The sequence below is a fragment of the Kribbella sp. NPDC026611 genome, assembly GCF_040638345.1.
In the GTDB taxonomy this organism is placed as follows: domain Bacteria; phylum Actinomycetota; class Actinomycetes; order Propionibacteriales; family Kribbellaceae; genus Kribbella.
Genome location: NZ_JBEZYC010000002.1, coordinates 629,880 through 645,904, shown reverse-complemented (window position 1 = coordinate 645,904; position 16,025 = coordinate 629,880). Strand labels below are relative to the sequence as shown.

Below are 16,025 nucleotides of genomic sequence, written 5' to 3'. Positions count from 1 at the left end.
GACCTTAGGGCATGGGCCCGTAGGGGAAGAGCTGGTCCGGATCGTAGGCAGCGCGGAGCTCGGCCAGCCGGGAGAACGTTGCCGGCGGCCAGGACGCCTGGTACGAGCCGGGCAGCGCGAACCCGCCCGCGAAGTTCACGGTCGTCTCCGCGCTCACGAACGGCTCCAGCCGCTCGAGCACGCCGTCGACCGTTGCCGGCAGCACCTTTTCGAACAGGCTCGGATCCGGTACGCCGATCATCGTCATCGTCGCCGCGCCGCCACGCCCACCGACCGCGCTGCCGCCCGGCACGTCCCGCGCCGTGGCCCCGCCGAGGTGCCGGAGCTCGACCGCGACCAGCGGCACCTCGCGCTCCGGCCCGACCACGTCCAGGAACGCCTCGACGAACTCGGCTGAAAGCGACGTCAGCATCAGCCCCCGATCCCACGCGGGCGTCGGTTCCTTCGGATCGTTGTGGATCAGCGCGATGTCGCTGGCCGGCATCTCACCGACCCCGTCGATCAGCGTCGGACCGGCGTCCCGGACCGGCTGGAACAGCCGCTTGCCCTCCGCCGGGTCGCCGACGAATGCGAACCGCACGCTCAGCACCGTCTTGCCCCGCAACGGCGCCGGGATGAACTCGAGCGGCGGCAGCCGCAGGATCACCGCCGACGAGTTCGCGGTCTCCGGCAGCGACGAGGTCCATGCTGCCCAGGCCGTCAGCACCGGCGCGATGTACTCCGCGTCGAAGAACACCGAGCCGCCGTACAGCGTGCTGAGCTCCACCAGCTCGAAGTCCATCGAGGTGACGATCCCGAACCCGCCCTTGCCACCACGCAATGCCCAGAACAGGTCCGCGTTCTCGTCGGCACTCGCTGTCACCGCCTGACCAGATGCGGTCACCACCCGGAAGCCACGGGCCCAGTCCGACGAGAACCCGTAGGTCCGCGCCAACGGCCCCAGCCCACCACCCAGTGTGTACCCGATACACCCGACCGCGTCCGACGCGCCCGTGATCGGTGCCAACCCGTGCGGCGCCGCAGCCGACACCACCTCGGCCCACTGGCACCCCGCGTTGATCCGCGCGACGCGCCCGTCGATGCTCACCCCGGTCATCCGCGACGTCGTCACCAGGATCCCACCGGTCACATCCGGTACGCCGTGCCCGGTCGCGAGAACGTGGACCGTGCTGCCGCTCGAGGCGGCCACCTGCACGACGGCCACCGCGTCGGCCTCCGACGTCAGCCCGACCACGACCTCCGGCCGGTGCGTCGCCGCCAGGTTGAACCCGGTCACCTCGCCCGCGAACCCGTCGTCCCCGGGCTCCAGCACCGGTCCGGCCACGACACCACGCAACTGCTCGGCCAACTCGCCCATCAAACCCTCCCAGGTCTCCAGTCACCGGCAGTCTTTCCCCGCGAGAGGGTCATCGAGACGTGCCGACAGACCCGCGAACACGCCTGAAAGGGGGGCCGACTCGACGGTAAGGCCCTTGGGCTGAAAACCTGTGCCCGCAGAGGGCGATCCCTTCTGTACAAGCAGGATGAGACACGGAGGCGGTCGATGTTCAAGCGTATCGCGATTGTGAACCGGGGCGAGGCGGCCATGCGGCTGATCAACGCGGTGCGGGAGGTCAACGCCGAGGGCGGTGACCAGCTCGAGACCGTTGCCCTGTTCACGGAGGGCGAGCGCACCGCCACTTTCGTGCGGGAGGCCGATCTGGCCTACCCGCTCGGGCCCGCCTCCGCGCGGCCGTACCTGGACCTCGCCGTCCTGGAGCGGGCGCTGCGCGAGACCAAGGCGGACGCCGCCTGGGTTGGCTGGGGGTTCGTCGCCGAGGACCCCGCGTTCGCGGAGCTGTGCGCGCGGATCGGGGTCACGTTCATCGGGCCGTCGGCCGAGGCGATGCGCAAGCTCGGCGACAAGATCGGGTCCAAGCTGATCGCCGAGGAGGTCGGCGTACCCGTCGCTCCGTGGAGCCGTGGCGCGGTCGAGTCGGTGGATGCGGCGCTGGCCGCGGCCGAGTCGATCGGGTACCCATTGATGCTCAAGGCAACGGCTGGTGGTGGTGGCCGTGGGATCCGCGTGGTCCGCTCGGCCGAGGACCTGACCGATGCGTACCAGCGGACCAGTGAGGAGGCCGCCCGCGCCTTCGGCAGCGGTGTGGTCTTCCTGGAGCGCCTGGTGACCGGAGCACGGCACGTCGAGGTGCAGGTGATCGCTGACGGCCAGGGGACCGCCTGGGCGCTCGGTGTCCGCGACTGCTCGGTGCAGCGCCGCAACCAGAAGGTGATCGAGGAGTCCGCGTCGCCGCTGCTGTCCGCGTCCCAGGTCGAGGACCTGAAGGCCTCGGCCGAGCGGCTGGCCCTCGCGGTCGGCTACCAGGGTGCCGCGACGGTCGAGTTCCTGTACCACCCGGGCGAGAAGTCGTTCGCCTTCCTGGAGGTCAACACGCGACTCCAGGTCGAGCACCCGATCACCGAGCTGACCACCGGGTTCGACCTGGTGAAGGCCCAGCTGCACGTCGCCTCCGGCGGCCGGCTGGAGGGCAGCAAGCCGGTGGAGAGCGGTCACGCGGTCGAGGCGCGACTGAACGCCGAGGACCCGGACCGCGACTTCGCCCCGTCGCCCGGGCGGATCGCCGTCCTGGATCTCCCGGCCGGACCGGGCATCCGGGTCGACACCGGCGTGAGTGCGGGGGACAGCATCCCGGCCGACTTCGACTCGATGATCGCGAAGATCATCGGCTACGGCCGGACCCGCGAGGAGGCGCTGGCGCGGCTGCGGCGCGCCATGCAGGCGACGACCGTGCTGATCGAGGGCGGTGCGACCAACAAGAGCTTCATCCTCGAGCTGCTCGACCAGCCCGAGGTGATCGACGGCAGCGCGGACACCGGCTGGATCGACCGCGTCCGCGGCGAGGGTCGACTGGTATCCCACCGGCACTCCGGTGTCGCGCTGGTCGCAGCAGCGATCGAGGGGTACGAGGACGCCGAGCAGGTCGAGCGGACCCGGCTGCTGGAGACCGCGCACGGCGGCCGGCCACAGGTGCAGCACGAGGTGGGCCGGGCGATCGACCTGAAGCTCCGTGGCGCGGGCTACCGGGTGACGGTCGCGCGGATCGGTCCGGAGCGGTTCCGGGTCGGTGTCGGCAACGGCAACGACCACCTGAAGATGGTGGACGCCGAGCTGGAGCGCCTGGACGAGTACACCAGCCGCCTGGTGGTCGGCGGCCAGCGGTTCCGCCTGGTCACCGCCACGCACGGTCCGGTGCACCTGGTCGAGGTCGACGGTGTCACGCACCGCGTCAGTCGCGACGAGGGCGGCGTACTGCGTTCACCCGCACCGGCGCTCGTGGTGGCGACACCTGTCCAGTCCGGCGCCGAGGTGGAAGCCGGCGCGCCTGTGCTGGTGCTGGAGAGCATGAAGATGGAGACCGTCCTCTACGCGCCGTTCAAGGCGACCGTGAAGGAGCTGGTCGTGTCCACCGGCAGCCAGGTGGAGACCGGTGCGCCGCTGCTCCGGCTGGAGCCGGTCGCCGACGACGCCGGTGCGGAGCAGGCTGCCCCGGTCGAGAACGGCGTACAGCTGGACCTGCCGAACGGGACGGGGGAGAAGTCTGCGGCTGAGCGGGTCGAGCGTGGGTTGGACGACCTGCGCAGCATGCTGCTCGGGTTCGACATCGACCCGCAGGACGAGGGCGCGACGCTGGCCGGCTACCTGGCTGCTCGGTCCGAGCTGGCTGAGCCGCCGATGAGTGCTGAGGTCGAGCTGCTGGCCGTCTTCGCCGACTTCGCCGAGCTGAGCCGGAACCGGCCGGCCGGTGCGGACATCACCATCGAGAACCGGGTGCACAGCGCCCGCGAGTACTTCTACACGTACCTGCAGAGCCTCGACCCGGACCGAGGCGGGCTGCCGGCCGAGTTCCAGGCCCGGCTGACCCGGGTGCTGAGCCACTACGGCGTCACCGGGCTGGAGCGGAGCCCGGAGCTCGAGGAGGCCGTGTTCCGGATCTTCCTCGCCCAGCAGCGGTCGACGCCCGACGTACTGCTGGTGACGTCCGTGCTGCAGCGCTGGATCGCCGAGCCGCGGCCGGAGTCGCCGCTGGACGAGTCGGCGCACGAGCTGCTCGACCGGCTGGTGCTGGCGACCCAGCTGCGGTTCCCGGTCGTCGGTGACCTGGCCCGGAGTGTCCGGTTCCGCTGGTTCGACCAGCCGCTGGTCGACGCGGACCGGGCGACGGTGATCGGTGGGGTCAGTGACGAGGTCGACTACCTGGCCGCGCATCCGGACGCTACGGACCGGCAGGAGCGGATCGACGCGCTGGCCGCCATCCCGGAGCCGATCGTGCGGTTCCTGGCCAAGCGGCTGGAGGACGGCTGGGGTGAGCGCGAGCCGATGCTCGAGGTGCTCATCCGCCGGCACTACCGCGAGTACGAGCTGCACGACCTGCACGAGTTCGCGGTCGAGGGCCGGCCGTTCGCGACGGCGGACTACAGCATCGACGACCGCCCGAGCCACCTCGTCACGACGGTCGGTACCGTCGACGAGCTGGTCGACCCGGACGGCGGCCTGTCCCGCGCGCTGTCTGCCCAGATCGACGCCCGGCCCGCCGGCCACGAGGCCGTGGTCGAGCTGTACCTGCACGGCCCGGAGCTCCCGGAGACGCAGCAGGAGGCCTCCGACCGGTACCGGCGGCTGGTCGCCGACCTCCCGATTGCCCAGCGGGTACGCCGGATCTCCGTCGCGGTCTTACCGGGTGAGGACCGCCCGGTGTCGTACTTCACCTACCGCCCGGCCGGTGGCTCGGTCACCGAGGACGACAACGTCCGCGGCGTCCACCCGATGGTCGGCCGGCGGCTGAACCTCTGGCGGCTCAAGGACTTCCGGATCACCCGTCTGGAGGCGCCGGAGGACGTCCTGCTGTACTACTGCGTCGCCCGGGACAACGAGGCGGACCGGCGGCTCGTAGCGCTCGCCCAGGTCCGGCAGTTCGCCGTGGTCCGGGACGAGGACGGTCAGGTCACCTCGCTGCCGCACGCCGAGCGGGCGATCGCCAACTGCCTCGAGGCGATCCGCCGCGTGCGGACCGCGCGCGGTGCGGCCGGGGCCAAGCTGGACATGAACCACGTCTGGGTGCAGATCTGGCCGGTGGTCGAGGCCCAGGTCGACGAAGTGACCGCGCTGCAGCGCAACATCGCGCCGCTGACCGCTGGTGCCGGCATCGAGGAGGTCCTGGTCCAGGGGCGCGTCGCCGCGCCGGACGGCACGATCAACCCGGTCGCTGCCCGGTTCTACTACCAGCACGGCGCCGGCGTGGTCACATCGGTCGAGCAGCCGCCCACCGGACGGCTGATGCCGCTCGACGACTACGCCCAGAAGGTCCAGCGGTCCCGTCGGCGCAACACCATCTACCCGTACGAGGTCAGCGGCATGGTGGCCGGCCAGGGCGGCTCGTTCGTCGAGCACGACCTGGACGACGCCGGCAACCTGGTCCCGGTCGACCGGCCGAAGGGCCTGAACAAGGCCGGCATCATCGTCGGCATCGTCACCACGCCCAGCAAGCGGTATCCCGAGGGCGTCACCCGGGTCGCGATGAGTGGTGACCCGACGATGGCGCTCGGTGCGGTGGCCGAGGCGGAGTGCTCGCGGATCATCGCCGCGCTCGACCTGGCCGAGCGGCTGCGGATCCCGGTCGAGTGGTACTCGCTGTCCGCCGGCGCCCGGATCTCGATGGACTCCGGCACCGAGAACATGGACTGGGTCGCCAAGGCGCTGAAGCGGATCGTCGAGTTCACCCAGGACGGCGGCGAGATCAACGTCGTGGTCGCCGGCATCAACGTCGGCGCGCAGCCGTACTGGAACGCCGAGGCGACGATGCTGATGCATACCAAGGGCATCCTGGTGATGACGCCGGACAGCGCGATGGTGCTGACCGGCAAGCAGACCCTGGATTTCTCCGGCAGCGTCTCGGCCGAGGACAACTTCGGCATCGGCGGCTACGACCGGGTGATGGGCCCGAACGGCCAGGCGCAGTACTGGGCGCCGAACCTGAAGGCGGCCCGGGACGTGCTGATGACGCACTACGACCACACGTACGTCGTGCCCGGCGAGCCCGGCCCGCGGCAGGCGCTGACCACGGACCCGGTCGACCGCGACGTCACGCCGTACCCGCACGACGTGCCGGGGAGTGACTTCAAGACGGTCGGCGAGATCTTCTCAGCGGCGACCAACCCGGACCGGAAGAAGGCCTTCGACATCCGCACGCTGATGCGGGCGGTCACCGACCAGGACCACCCGGTGCTCGAGCGCTGGGCCGGGATGGCCGACGCCGACACCGCCGTCGTACAGGACGCGCGGCTGGGCGGGTACCCGGTCTGTCTCGTCGGCATCGAGTCCAAGTCGGTGCCGCGCCGGGGCTTCCCGCCCACCGACGGCCCGGACACGTACACCGCGGGCACGCTGTTCCCGCGGTCGTCGAAGAAGGTCGCCCGGGCGATCAACGCGGCCAGCGGAAACCGGCCGCTCGTCGTGCTGGCGAACCTGTCCGGGTTCGACGGCTCGCCGGACTCGATGCGGAACCTGCAGCTCGAGTACGGCGCCGAGATCGGCCGCGCGATCGTGAACTTCCGCGGCCCGATCGTGTTCTGCGTGGTCTCCCGGTACCACGGCGGCGCGTTCGTGGTGTTCTCGAAGTCGCTGAACCCGTCGATGACCGTGCTCGCGGTCGAGGGCTCGTTCGCATCGGTGCTCGGCGGGGCGCCGGCGGCCGCGGTGGTGTTCGCCGGCGAGGTCGACGCGCGGACCGCGGCCGACCCGCGGGTCGCGTGGCTGGCCGAGCGGGTCGGCGAGGCGGCCGGTGCGGAGCGTGCCGCGCTGGCGACCGAGCTTGCCGAGGTGCGGACCGCCGTACGGGCCGAGAAGCTGGGCGAGGTGGCGACCGAGTTCGACCGGGTGCACAGCATCGAGCGGGCCCGCGACGTCGGGTCGGTCGACGCGGTGATCAGCGCGCGCGAGCTGCGGCCACAGTTGATCGAGGCAATCAAATCCGGACTCTCGGTGCACTGAGCCGGACTGTCGGTGAGCCCGCTGGTGCCTTAGCCTGGAGGTATGCGTACCGACAGGGGCGGTCGCAACTGGGCTCGGTCGCTGCTCACGTTCTTCGGCGTGAGCGTGCTGTCGGGTGCGCTCGCGGCCGGACTGATCATCCCGCTCGCCGGTTTCGCCGGGCGGGGATCGGCCGAGGTCGCGGCGACGGTGCAGGACCTGCCGCGCGAGTTCACGACGGATCCACTCCCGGTCCGGAGCCGGATCCTGGCCGCGGACGGCTCGCTGATCGCGACGCTGTACGAGCAGAACCGGGTCCCGGTGCCGTTGTCCGCGGTCAGCCCGATCATGCAGAAGGCGATCGTCGCGATCGAGGACTCGCGGTTCTACGAGCACGGCGCGCTCGACTTCAAGGGCACGCTGCGGGCGATGCTGCGCAACCAGACCGAGGGCTCGGTGCAGCAGGGCGGCTCGAGCATCACCCAGCAGTTCGTCAAGATGAGCCTGGTCGAGAAGGCCCGGACCGCCGACGAGCGGACCAAGGCCACCGCGGTCACCTACGAGCGCAAGCTGACCGAGCTGCGGTACGCGATCGCCGTCGAGAGCGACCTGTCCAAGAACGAGATCCTCGAGCGGTACCTGAACCTGGCCAACTTCGGTGACGGCGCGTACGGCATCCAGGTCGCGGCGCAGCACTACTACCGGACCTCGGCCGCCAAGCTGACGCTGCCCCAGGCGGCGCTGCTGGCCGGCCTGGTGAAGAACCCGACCGGCTACGACCCGACCAACAACGCGGCCCGGGCGAAGGCCCGCCGGGACATCGTGATCCGGCGGATGCTCGAACTCGGCGTGATCACGCTGCGCCAGGCCAACCAGGCACTGCGGACGCCGGTGATCAACCCGGCCATGGTCGAGCCGGTGCCGAACGGCTGCGCGAACTCGCGGTACCCGTTCTACTGCGAGTACGTGGTCAGCAAGCTGCTGGCGAACCCGGCCCTCGGCCCGACCGAGAAGGACCGCGACCACTACCTGAAGACCGGCGGCCTGCTGATCCGGACCTCGATCGACCCGCGGATCCAGGCGGCCGCGCAGGCGTCGATCGACAAGCACAGCCGGATGACGGACACCGCGGCCGCGGCGATCACGATCGTCGAGCCGGGGACCGGGCTGGTCAAGGCGATGGTGCAGAGCAAGCCGTACGGGAACGGGCGGAACCACACGAACTACAACTACAACGTCGAGAAGTCGTACGCGGGCGGGTACGGCGGGTTCCAGAACGGCTCGACGATGAAGGCGTTCACGATCGCGGCGGCGCTGTCCAAGGGCATCGCGATGGACTACCGGATCAACTCGCCGGAGCAGATCGACCTGCGGGACAAGAAGTTCCGGACCTGCCACGGGACGACGCGCGATCCGACGTACCAGCCGCACAACTCGACCCACAGCGGTGACCTGACCATGGTCGAGGCGGCGCGGTTCTCGACCAACACGTACTTCCTGCAGTTGTCGGAGAAGACCGGGCTGTGCCCGATCGCGCAGATCGCGGCCAGGCTGGGGATGTACAACGCGCAGAACGGGCAGCCGCTCGACCAGGTGGTGTCGATGACGCTCGGCGTCGGGTACGTGACGCCGCTGATGCTGTCGAACGCGTACGCGACGTTCGCGGCGCGTGGGAAGTACTGCAAGCCGATCGTGGTCACGTCGGTGCGGGACAAGTCGGGGCGGCCGATCCCTGGGCCCGGGTTCGACTGCAAGCAGGTGCTGCCGCGGGCGGTCGCGGACGGCGTGAACCGGGTGCTGAGCGCGGTGATGGACCCCGGCGGGACGGGCGGGCATCTGCGGTTCGGAACGCGGGCGATGGCTGGGAAGACAGGCACGATTCAGCAGAACCTGGCGGTGTGGTTCGCCGGCTATACGCCGAACCTGGCCGCGGCGGCGGTGGTCGCGGACGCTTCGCTGCCGTACACGAACCTGATGTATCACCACACGTTGGACGGTGTGGACATCTCGGATCCGACCGGCTCGGGGACGGCGGGGCCGCTGTGGAAGTCGGCGATGCAGCTGGCGCTGCAGGGCATGCCCGCGCCGCACTTCGTGACGCCGCCGAAGCGGCTCATCGGCGACCCCAACCCGCCGCCGCCGGTCGACAAGACGAAGCCCGGCAAGACCGGTAAGCCGACCAAGCCGACCAAGCCGACGAAACCGACCACGCCGACGACGACACCCACGACGCCCACGAAACCGACCAAGCCGACCAAGCCGACGAAGCCGCACCGGCGTTAGTCCGGGCGGCGTCAGGACGGCCTGGCCGACGGTTGGCTTTGCCGGTCAGCTTGCCGGTCAGCTTGCCGGGGTCAGAGTGGTCTGAGGTCGGTGCCGGGGACCCAGGTGAGGTGGCCGGACTTGTCGCGGAACCGGCCCAGCCATTCGCCGTTGTCGTTGATCCAGACGTCGAGCTGCCCGGTGGCCCAGGCGGCGCGTTGCACCTCCTGGGCCGGGTCGACGTAGCGGACCTTGTCGGCCGCCCGCGGACCGTGGGCGTCGTACTGGACGTCGAGATCGGTTGCTAACTCGTTGGCTTTCTCCTCGTCGTCGAGACCTGTCGCACGCCACCCGTTGACCGCACCGTCCCAGACGCCGAACCCCTCGGATCCGTCGTCGGACGGGCGTACCGTGAACCGACCAAGCATGTTTTCAGATTAACGCCTGATCGAACAGATGTTCTAGTCTTGATGTCGACGGGTAGCGTGTGAGATGGAGGTCAGTTTCGGTAGCGGAAGATGATCCGGCCGCGGTCGAGGTCGTAGGGGCTCAGTTCCACGAGGACGCGGTCCTCGGGGAGGATCTTGATGTAGTTCTTCCGGATCTTCCCGCTGATGTGGGCGAGCACCTTGTGGCCGTTGGTGAGCTCGACCCGGAAGCGTGCGTTGCGAAGGCACTCGACGACGGTGCCCTCGATCTCGATACCTGTCTTGGGCATGGTCAGGCCCTCAGTTCCAGGCTGCGGCCGGTGCGCCGAGCGCCGCTGAAGAGCGCCGTCCCGGCAGTGTTGCTCTCGTCGACTTCCGCCGTGACCTCGACCGTGCCCGCCTGGCGCAGGTCGCCCAGCACCCGTCCGAGCAAGGCCCGGCCGATGCCACGCCGTTGTTCGGCGGCCAGGACGGCGATCAACCCGATGCGCGGCCTCCGGGTCCTGGTCGCAACGCGCACCAGTCCGACGTACCGGCCGTCGCGCACGGCGACGGTGTAGTTCGCCGGGTCGACCGGCGACCGCTGGGACAGCACCTCGGCGGGCATGGTGTGCCAGCCGACGGTCGCCTCGACCTCGGCGCGAATCGCCCGGTCGAGCTCGCGCAACTGCTCCACCTCGGCGTCGCCCGTGATACTTACACCTCGTGGCGGCTCGGTCTGTGGGAGGTCGGTGGGTACGACGTACTCGATCTCGCGACGCCAGACGACGAACCCGGCGCGTTCCCAGCTCGCCGTGAGGTCGCGCTCGGCCTCATCGACCACCGTGTACCGCGGGCCCGGCTGATCGACCAGCATCGCCGCGGCGAGCCGGTCGAAGACGGCGGTTCGCCAGGTGTCGATACTGAGAAAGGTCCGCCCGTCGAGCCGGCGCGAGGCAAACCCACGCCCGACGACCAGGTCGTCCTCGATGGCGTGCCACTGATTGTCGGCGACGCGTGCGACAGTCACCGCATCAAGACTTGGATTGACGTACATAGGTGTTTCCTTCCGAGAGCGTCTACAGGCGCTCCCGGCGACACCTACGTCAGCCGCCCGGCCGTGACCACGGGAAGGGGAGCACCCACTGCTGTGCAGCGTTCATGGGGGCATCACCTCCAGGCGTGACGTCACGGACAACGAAACGCTACCAAGCCGATCGCCGCACCGGCCATTGATTTTGCCGGCGTCAGTCGGTCGGGTGGACTGCTTCCAGAGCTGGTGTTGCGCGCAGTACGCCGATGACGGCGCCGATGAGCCACAGCGCGAAGGCCGCGGACGCCATGCCTCCGCTCCAGAAGCCGGACAGGCACAGTACGGCGACCGCGTACGACACCCACGTCGCCCACGTCGGCAGGACACCGGCCTGCCCGGCGATCCGCGTCGTGACGGCGACCACAACCCCACAGCCGATCAGGCCGGTGAGCGCGAGGACCTGCCCCGCCATGCCGAGCGCGCGGACGGTGTTCGGGTCGGCGGTGAACTCGTTGGACCAGGCAGCGAACGCGCTCGCAACATCGAGCGAGACACCGGTGATTGTCAGCCCGCCGAAGAGCGCCGCCGCCGGCACGATCGCGTGCGCGAGCGGGTCGCCGCCGGACAGCCGGTCCAGCACGCGCCGCAGACCGGTCGCGAACCACAACAACAGCGCGATCCCCAGAGCCAGCACCGGCGGCGCGAAGCCCGCAGCGACCTGCCGCCCGTCGTCGTTGAGCCTCCGGAGGATGTCGGAGTCCGACATGCTCGGGTCGTCGACGCCGACCAGATACCCCAGCGCCACCCCCACAGCAAGCAACACAACCGAAGCGGCCCCGGCCCACGCCGCCCGCCGAAGCGCCCGTGGCTCGTCCATGTCCCCTCCCATGGTCCGAGGATGGGTGCGGACCGACCCGGCAGCAAGGGGAGTGCTGTGGATAGCCGGCGGCAGCTATGGGAACACATGTTCTAATATGTGGCATGGGCTACAACAATCCGCCGATCAAGTGGTCGGAGCTCGAGCGGAAGTTGTCTGATCGGTCGCGGCCGGGGAGTCATGGTGCGCGGCCGATTACGGCTGATGGTGGGGACAGTCCGGCATGGTCGCAGCATCGGGGGCCGTATGTGCCGGATGTGGTCCGGCGTCCTGAGTCTGCGGTGCCGTATGCCGAGTTGCACGTGCACTCGAACTTCTCGTTTCTGGATGGTGCCTCGCAGCCTGAGGAGCTGGTGGAGGCTGCGGTGCGGCAGGGGCTGCATGCGTTGGCGCTGACTGACCACGACGGGTTCTACGGCGCGGCCCGGTTCGCCGAGGCTGCGGCGGCGTACTCGCTGCCCACTGTGCTCGGTGCCGAGCTGTCCCTCGGTCTGACCGGTCCGCAGAACGGTGTGGCCGATCCGGAGGGCAGTCATCTGCTGGTGCTGGCGGAGGGGCAGGAGGGGTACCACAAGCTCGCCGGCGCGATCACCGAGGCGCAGCTCGCCGGAGGTGAGAAGGGCAAGCCGGTCTACGACCTGGAGGAGCTGGCGCAGTACCGCGACCACTGGATGATCCTGACCGGCTGCCGGAAGGGCCTGGTCCGGCAGGCGCTCGAGCTGGGTGGGCAGGCCGACGGTCCGGCGGCCGCGGGCCGGGAGCTGGACCGGCTGACGGCGTTGTTCGGCCAGGACCGGGTCGTGGTCGAGCTGATCGATCACCACCTGCCCGCCGACACCAGCCGGAACCGGATCCTGGCCGGCCTGGCCGCCGACCGCGGTCTCCCGGTCGTCGCCACGAACAACGTCCACTACGCCACCCCGGACCGGCACAAGCTCGCGTCCGCGCTGGCCGCCGTACGGGCCCGGCGGGACCTGGACGCGATGGACGGCTGGCTGCCGCCGAGCGGGGCGGCGTTCCTGCGGTCCGGCGCGGAGATGACCGCCCGCTTCCGGCGGTACGACGGTGCCGTGGCGCGCTCGGTGACGCTGGCGGACCAGCTCGCGTTCGACCTCGCGCGGGCGAAGCCGAAGCTGCCGCTGCGCGACGTACCGGACGGGCACACGCCGATGTCGTGGCTGCGGGAGCTGACGCTCCGGGGCGCCGCGAAGCGGTACGGGACGCCCGAGCAGCGGCCGGACGCGTACCAGCGGCTGGAGCGCGAGCTGGCCGTGATCGACGAGAAGGGCTTCCCGGGGTACTTCCTGATCGTCGAGGACATCGTCCGGTTCGCGCACGACGAGGGCATCCTCTGCCAGGGCCGTGGCTCGGCGGCGAACTCGGCGGTCTGCTACGCGCTCGGAATCACCGCGGTGGACAGCATCCTCTACAACCTGCCGTTCGAGCGGTTCCTGGCCACCACCCGGGCCGAGGAGCCGGACATCGACGTCGACTTCGACTCCGGCCGACGGGAGGAGGTGATCCAGCACGTCTACGAGAAGTACGGCCGGCACAACGCCGCCCAGGTGGCGAACGTGATCTCCTACCGCCCGAAGTCCGCCGTCCGCGACATGGCCAAGGCCCTGGGGTACTCCGTCGGTCAGCAGGACGCGTGGTCGAAACAGGTGGACGGCTGGAGCCCCGAGATCACCTCGACCGAGCACGACATCCCGCAGCGGGTGGTGACGATGGCGACCGAGCTGCTGAAGTTCCCGCGGCACCTGGGCATCCACTCCGGCGGGATGGTGCTGACCGAGCGTCCGGTCGGCGAGGTGGTGCCGATCGAGCACGCCAGGATGGAGAAGCGCACGGTCCTGCAGTGGGACAAAGACGACTGCGCCTGGATGGGGCTGGTCAAGTTCGACCTGCTCGGGCTCGGCATGCTGGCCGCGCTGCGGTACTGCCTGGACATGGTCCGCGACCAGCTCGGGGAGTCGTGGGAGCTGCACACGATCCCGCGCGAGGAGGCCGGGGTCTACGACCAGCTCTGCCGGGCCGACTCGGTGGGCGTGTTCCAGGTCGAGTCCCGGGCGCAGATGGCGACGCTGCCGCGGCTGAAACCGCGGCGGTTCTACGACCTGGTCACCGAGATCGCGCTGATCCGGCCCGGCCCGATCCAGGGCGGCGCGGTGCACCCGTACATCCGTCGCCGGACCGGGGAGGAGCCGATCACCTATCTGCACCCCAAGCTGCGGCCGGTGCTGGAGCGGACCATGGGGGTGCCGCTGTTCCAGGAGCAGCTGATGCAGATGGCGATGGCGGTCGGCGAGATCGACGGCGACGAGGCCGACCTGCTCCGCCGCGCGATGGGTTCGAAGCGCGGGATCGAGAAGATCTCGTCGCTGCGCGAGAAGCTGTACGCCGGGATGGCGCGGAACGGGATCGCCGGTGACCTGGCCGACGAGATCTACGCCAAGATCGAGGCGTTCGCGAACTTCGGGTTCGCCGAGTCGCACTCGATCAGCTTCGCGCTGCTCGTCTACTCCAGCACGTGGTTGCGGCTGCACTATCCGGCCGCGTTCCTGGCCGCGCTGCTGCGGGCGCAGCCGATGGGGTTCTACTCGCCGCAGTCGCTGGTCGCGGACGCGCGGCGGCACGGGGTCGAAGTACGGCGTCCGCACCTGCACCTGTCCGGGGTCGACGCGGGGCTGGAGGTCCTGGTCGAGGGGCAGGAGCTGAGCGGGCCGACCGGTTCTCCGGGGTGTTTGGCGGATCCGCAGCCGTTGGTGGGGCCATTCGATCCGAAGGCGGCGTTCGATACGACCGTGCATCGGCGGGACGGGGCTTTTGCGGTTCGGCTGGGGCTGGCCGAGGTACGGACGGTGGGGGAGAAGGGCGCGAAGCTGATCATCGAGGAGCGGGAGCGGGGTGGACCGTTCACGGAGATGGCCGACCTGGTCCGCCGTACCGGAATCACCGCGGCTCAGGTTGAGGCGCTGGCCACCGCCGGCGCCTTCGACTGCTTCGGCCTCGACCGCCGCCAGGCCCTCTGGGAAGCAGGCCGCGCCGCCGAGGAACGCCCCGGCCAACTGGCCGGAATCACCGCCGCCGGCCCGCCGCCGACCCTCCCTGGCATGAGTGACATCGAAGCCGACATGGCCGACCTGTGGTCCACCTCCATCACCACCACCAGCCACCCCATGCAACGAGTCCGCGACCAGCTCCGCGCCGAAGGCATCCTCTCCGCCGCCGAACTCCGCGAAGCCCCCAACGGCGCCCGCGTCCGAGTAGCCGGCGTAGTAACCCACCGCCAACGCCCAGCCACCGCCTCCGGCGTCACCTTCATGAACTTGGAAGACGAAACCGGCATGGCCAACATAGTCATCACCGTCGGCTGCTGGCACCGCCACGCCACCGTAGCCCGCAACGCCTCCGCCATGATCATCCGAGGCCGAGTAGAACGAGCCGGCGAAGTAACCAACCTCTCCGCCGACCACCTACAACGCCTCCCCCTAACCGCGCCCCTCAAGTCCCGAGACTTCAGATAACGAACATCGCAAAAAGGACATCGCTCCGCGATGGCAGTTCTTTTGGCCGCCTCCGGCGGCGCGGGAGCTGATCACGCGCCCATGTACACGGCAAACAAACTGTGGACAGGCGACCGGACACCGCTTCGCGGCGGCAGTCTTATCGGCCGCCTCCGGCGGCGCCTGACCTGATCACACGCGAAGGTACACAGCAAACAAACCGTGAAGAGGCGATCGGATCCCTTGACGGGTGAAGATTCTTGGCGTGAATGTCGCTTACCCGCAAAAAAGCAGGGGCAGAAGTATTGTCGCTGTTCGTTCCGCGCCAGCGATTGAGGTCCTGGTCTAGAAGGGCGATCAATCTGTGGAGGTACTTGACAGAAGGGCCCTAATCGTTAGCCACACGGCGTGGACCTTCCCGACCGTGCCGACGACGTCATGAACGGTTTGGCCGACATGATCTCGGTCGGCTCGCTCGCCCTGCCGATCCAGACCTCGTGGATACTCTTCTGCGGGACGGGGGCTGAACGAGACCGATCCGAACACCTTCTATCGCGGACTACATGCGCAACACCGCCTGACTCGCGCGCGGTCCTCAACCCTCCATGTCCACGCTGTTCTGGGCCGTTCGGGGTACTGACCACTCGGTGAGGCGTGGGGGAACCGGATGGCTGAGGAATGCTCTGCGCACGGTTTTGGCTGCGTCGTTCCGGGCTGCCTCCCAGACGACCTTGAAGCGAAGTGCCTCCATTTGAGAGCGTCCCTCGCGGTGCGCGGTGGCGATGTCGGCTCGTACGCGACCTGCGCGCCGCTCTGCGTGCACACTGCCAGGCTGCAGGTCAAGGAAACCGAACTCCCGGAGTTCGTTGTGAGTCTCGTATACCTCGGGAGTGACGCCGTAGTACCGGCGTCG

Annotated in this window: 8 protein-coding genes; 3 read left to right on the top strand and 5 right to left on the bottom strand. The window is 69.6% G+C overall.

Annotation, left to right across the window (positions count from 1 at the left end; translation table 11 throughout):
• Positions 1-4 precede the first annotated feature (4 nt).
• Positions 5-1,357, bottom strand: coding sequence for an FAD-binding oxidoreductase (locus AB0E69_RS09140; protein ID WP_360141954.1), 1,353 nt, complete (start codon positions 1,355-1,357; stop codon positions 5-7).
• Between the two features lie 186 nt (positions 1,358-1,543).
• Between AB0E69_RS09140 and AB0E69_RS09135 the strand changes: the two genes are divergently transcribed.
• Together AB0E69_RS09135 and AB0E69_RS09130 are read left to right on the top strand one after the other, a co-directional pair.
• Positions 1,544-7,048, top strand: coding sequence for a carboxyl transferase domain-containing protein (locus AB0E69_RS09135; protein ID WP_360141952.1), 5,505 nt, complete (start codon positions 1,544-1,546; stop codon positions 7,046-7,048).
• 42 nt (positions 7,049-7,090) lie between these two features.
• Positions 7,091-9,310, top strand: a complete 2,220-nt coding sequence (locus AB0E69_RS09130; RefSeq protein ID WP_360141950.1) for a transglycosylase domain-containing protein — start codon at positions 7,091-7,093, stop codon at positions 9,308-9,310.
• A gap of 71 nt (positions 9,311-9,381) precedes the next feature.
• On the opposite strand, the gene AB0E69_RS09125 is transcribed toward AB0E69_RS09130, so the two are convergent.
• The 4 genes from AB0E69_RS09125 to AB0E69_RS09110 all read right to left on the bottom strand — a co-directional run bounded on the left by AB0E69_RS09125 (position 9,382) and on the right by AB0E69_RS09110 (position 11,606).
• Positions 9,382-9,717, bottom strand: a complete 336-nt coding sequence (locus tag AB0E69_RS09125; protein ID WP_360141948.1) for a hypothetical protein — start codon at positions 9,715-9,717, stop codon at positions 9,382-9,384.
• Positions 9,718-9,788: 71 nt separating this feature from the next.
• Positions 9,789-10,007 (bottom strand): translation initiation factor IF-1, encoded by a 219-nt coding sequence (gene infA / locus AB0E69_RS09120; protein ID WP_360141946.1) that lies wholly within the window; start codon positions 10,005-10,007, stop codon positions 9,789-9,791.
• Between the two features lie 2 nt (positions 10,008-10,009).
• Entirely contained in the window at positions 10,010-10,726 is a 717-nt protein-coding gene (locus AB0E69_RS09115; RefSeq protein WP_360141944.1) for a GNAT family N-acetyltransferase, read from the bottom strand.
• A 217-nt stretch (positions 10,727-10,943) separates the two neighbouring features.
• On the bottom strand, positions 10,944-11,606 hold the full coding sequence (locus tag AB0E69_RS09110) for a hypothetical protein (protein ID WP_360141942.1): 663 nt from the start codon (positions 11,604-11,606) through the stop codon (positions 10,944-10,946).
• A gap of 104 nt (positions 11,607-11,710) precedes the next feature.
• Between AB0E69_RS09110 and AB0E69_RS09105 the strand changes: the two genes are divergently transcribed.
• On the top strand, positions 11,711-15,133 hold the full coding sequence (locus AB0E69_RS09105) for an error-prone DNA polymerase (RefSeq protein ID WP_360141940.1): 3,423 nt from the start codon (positions 11,711-11,713) through the stop codon (positions 15,131-15,133).
• Positions 15,134-16,025 lie beyond the last annotated feature (892 nt).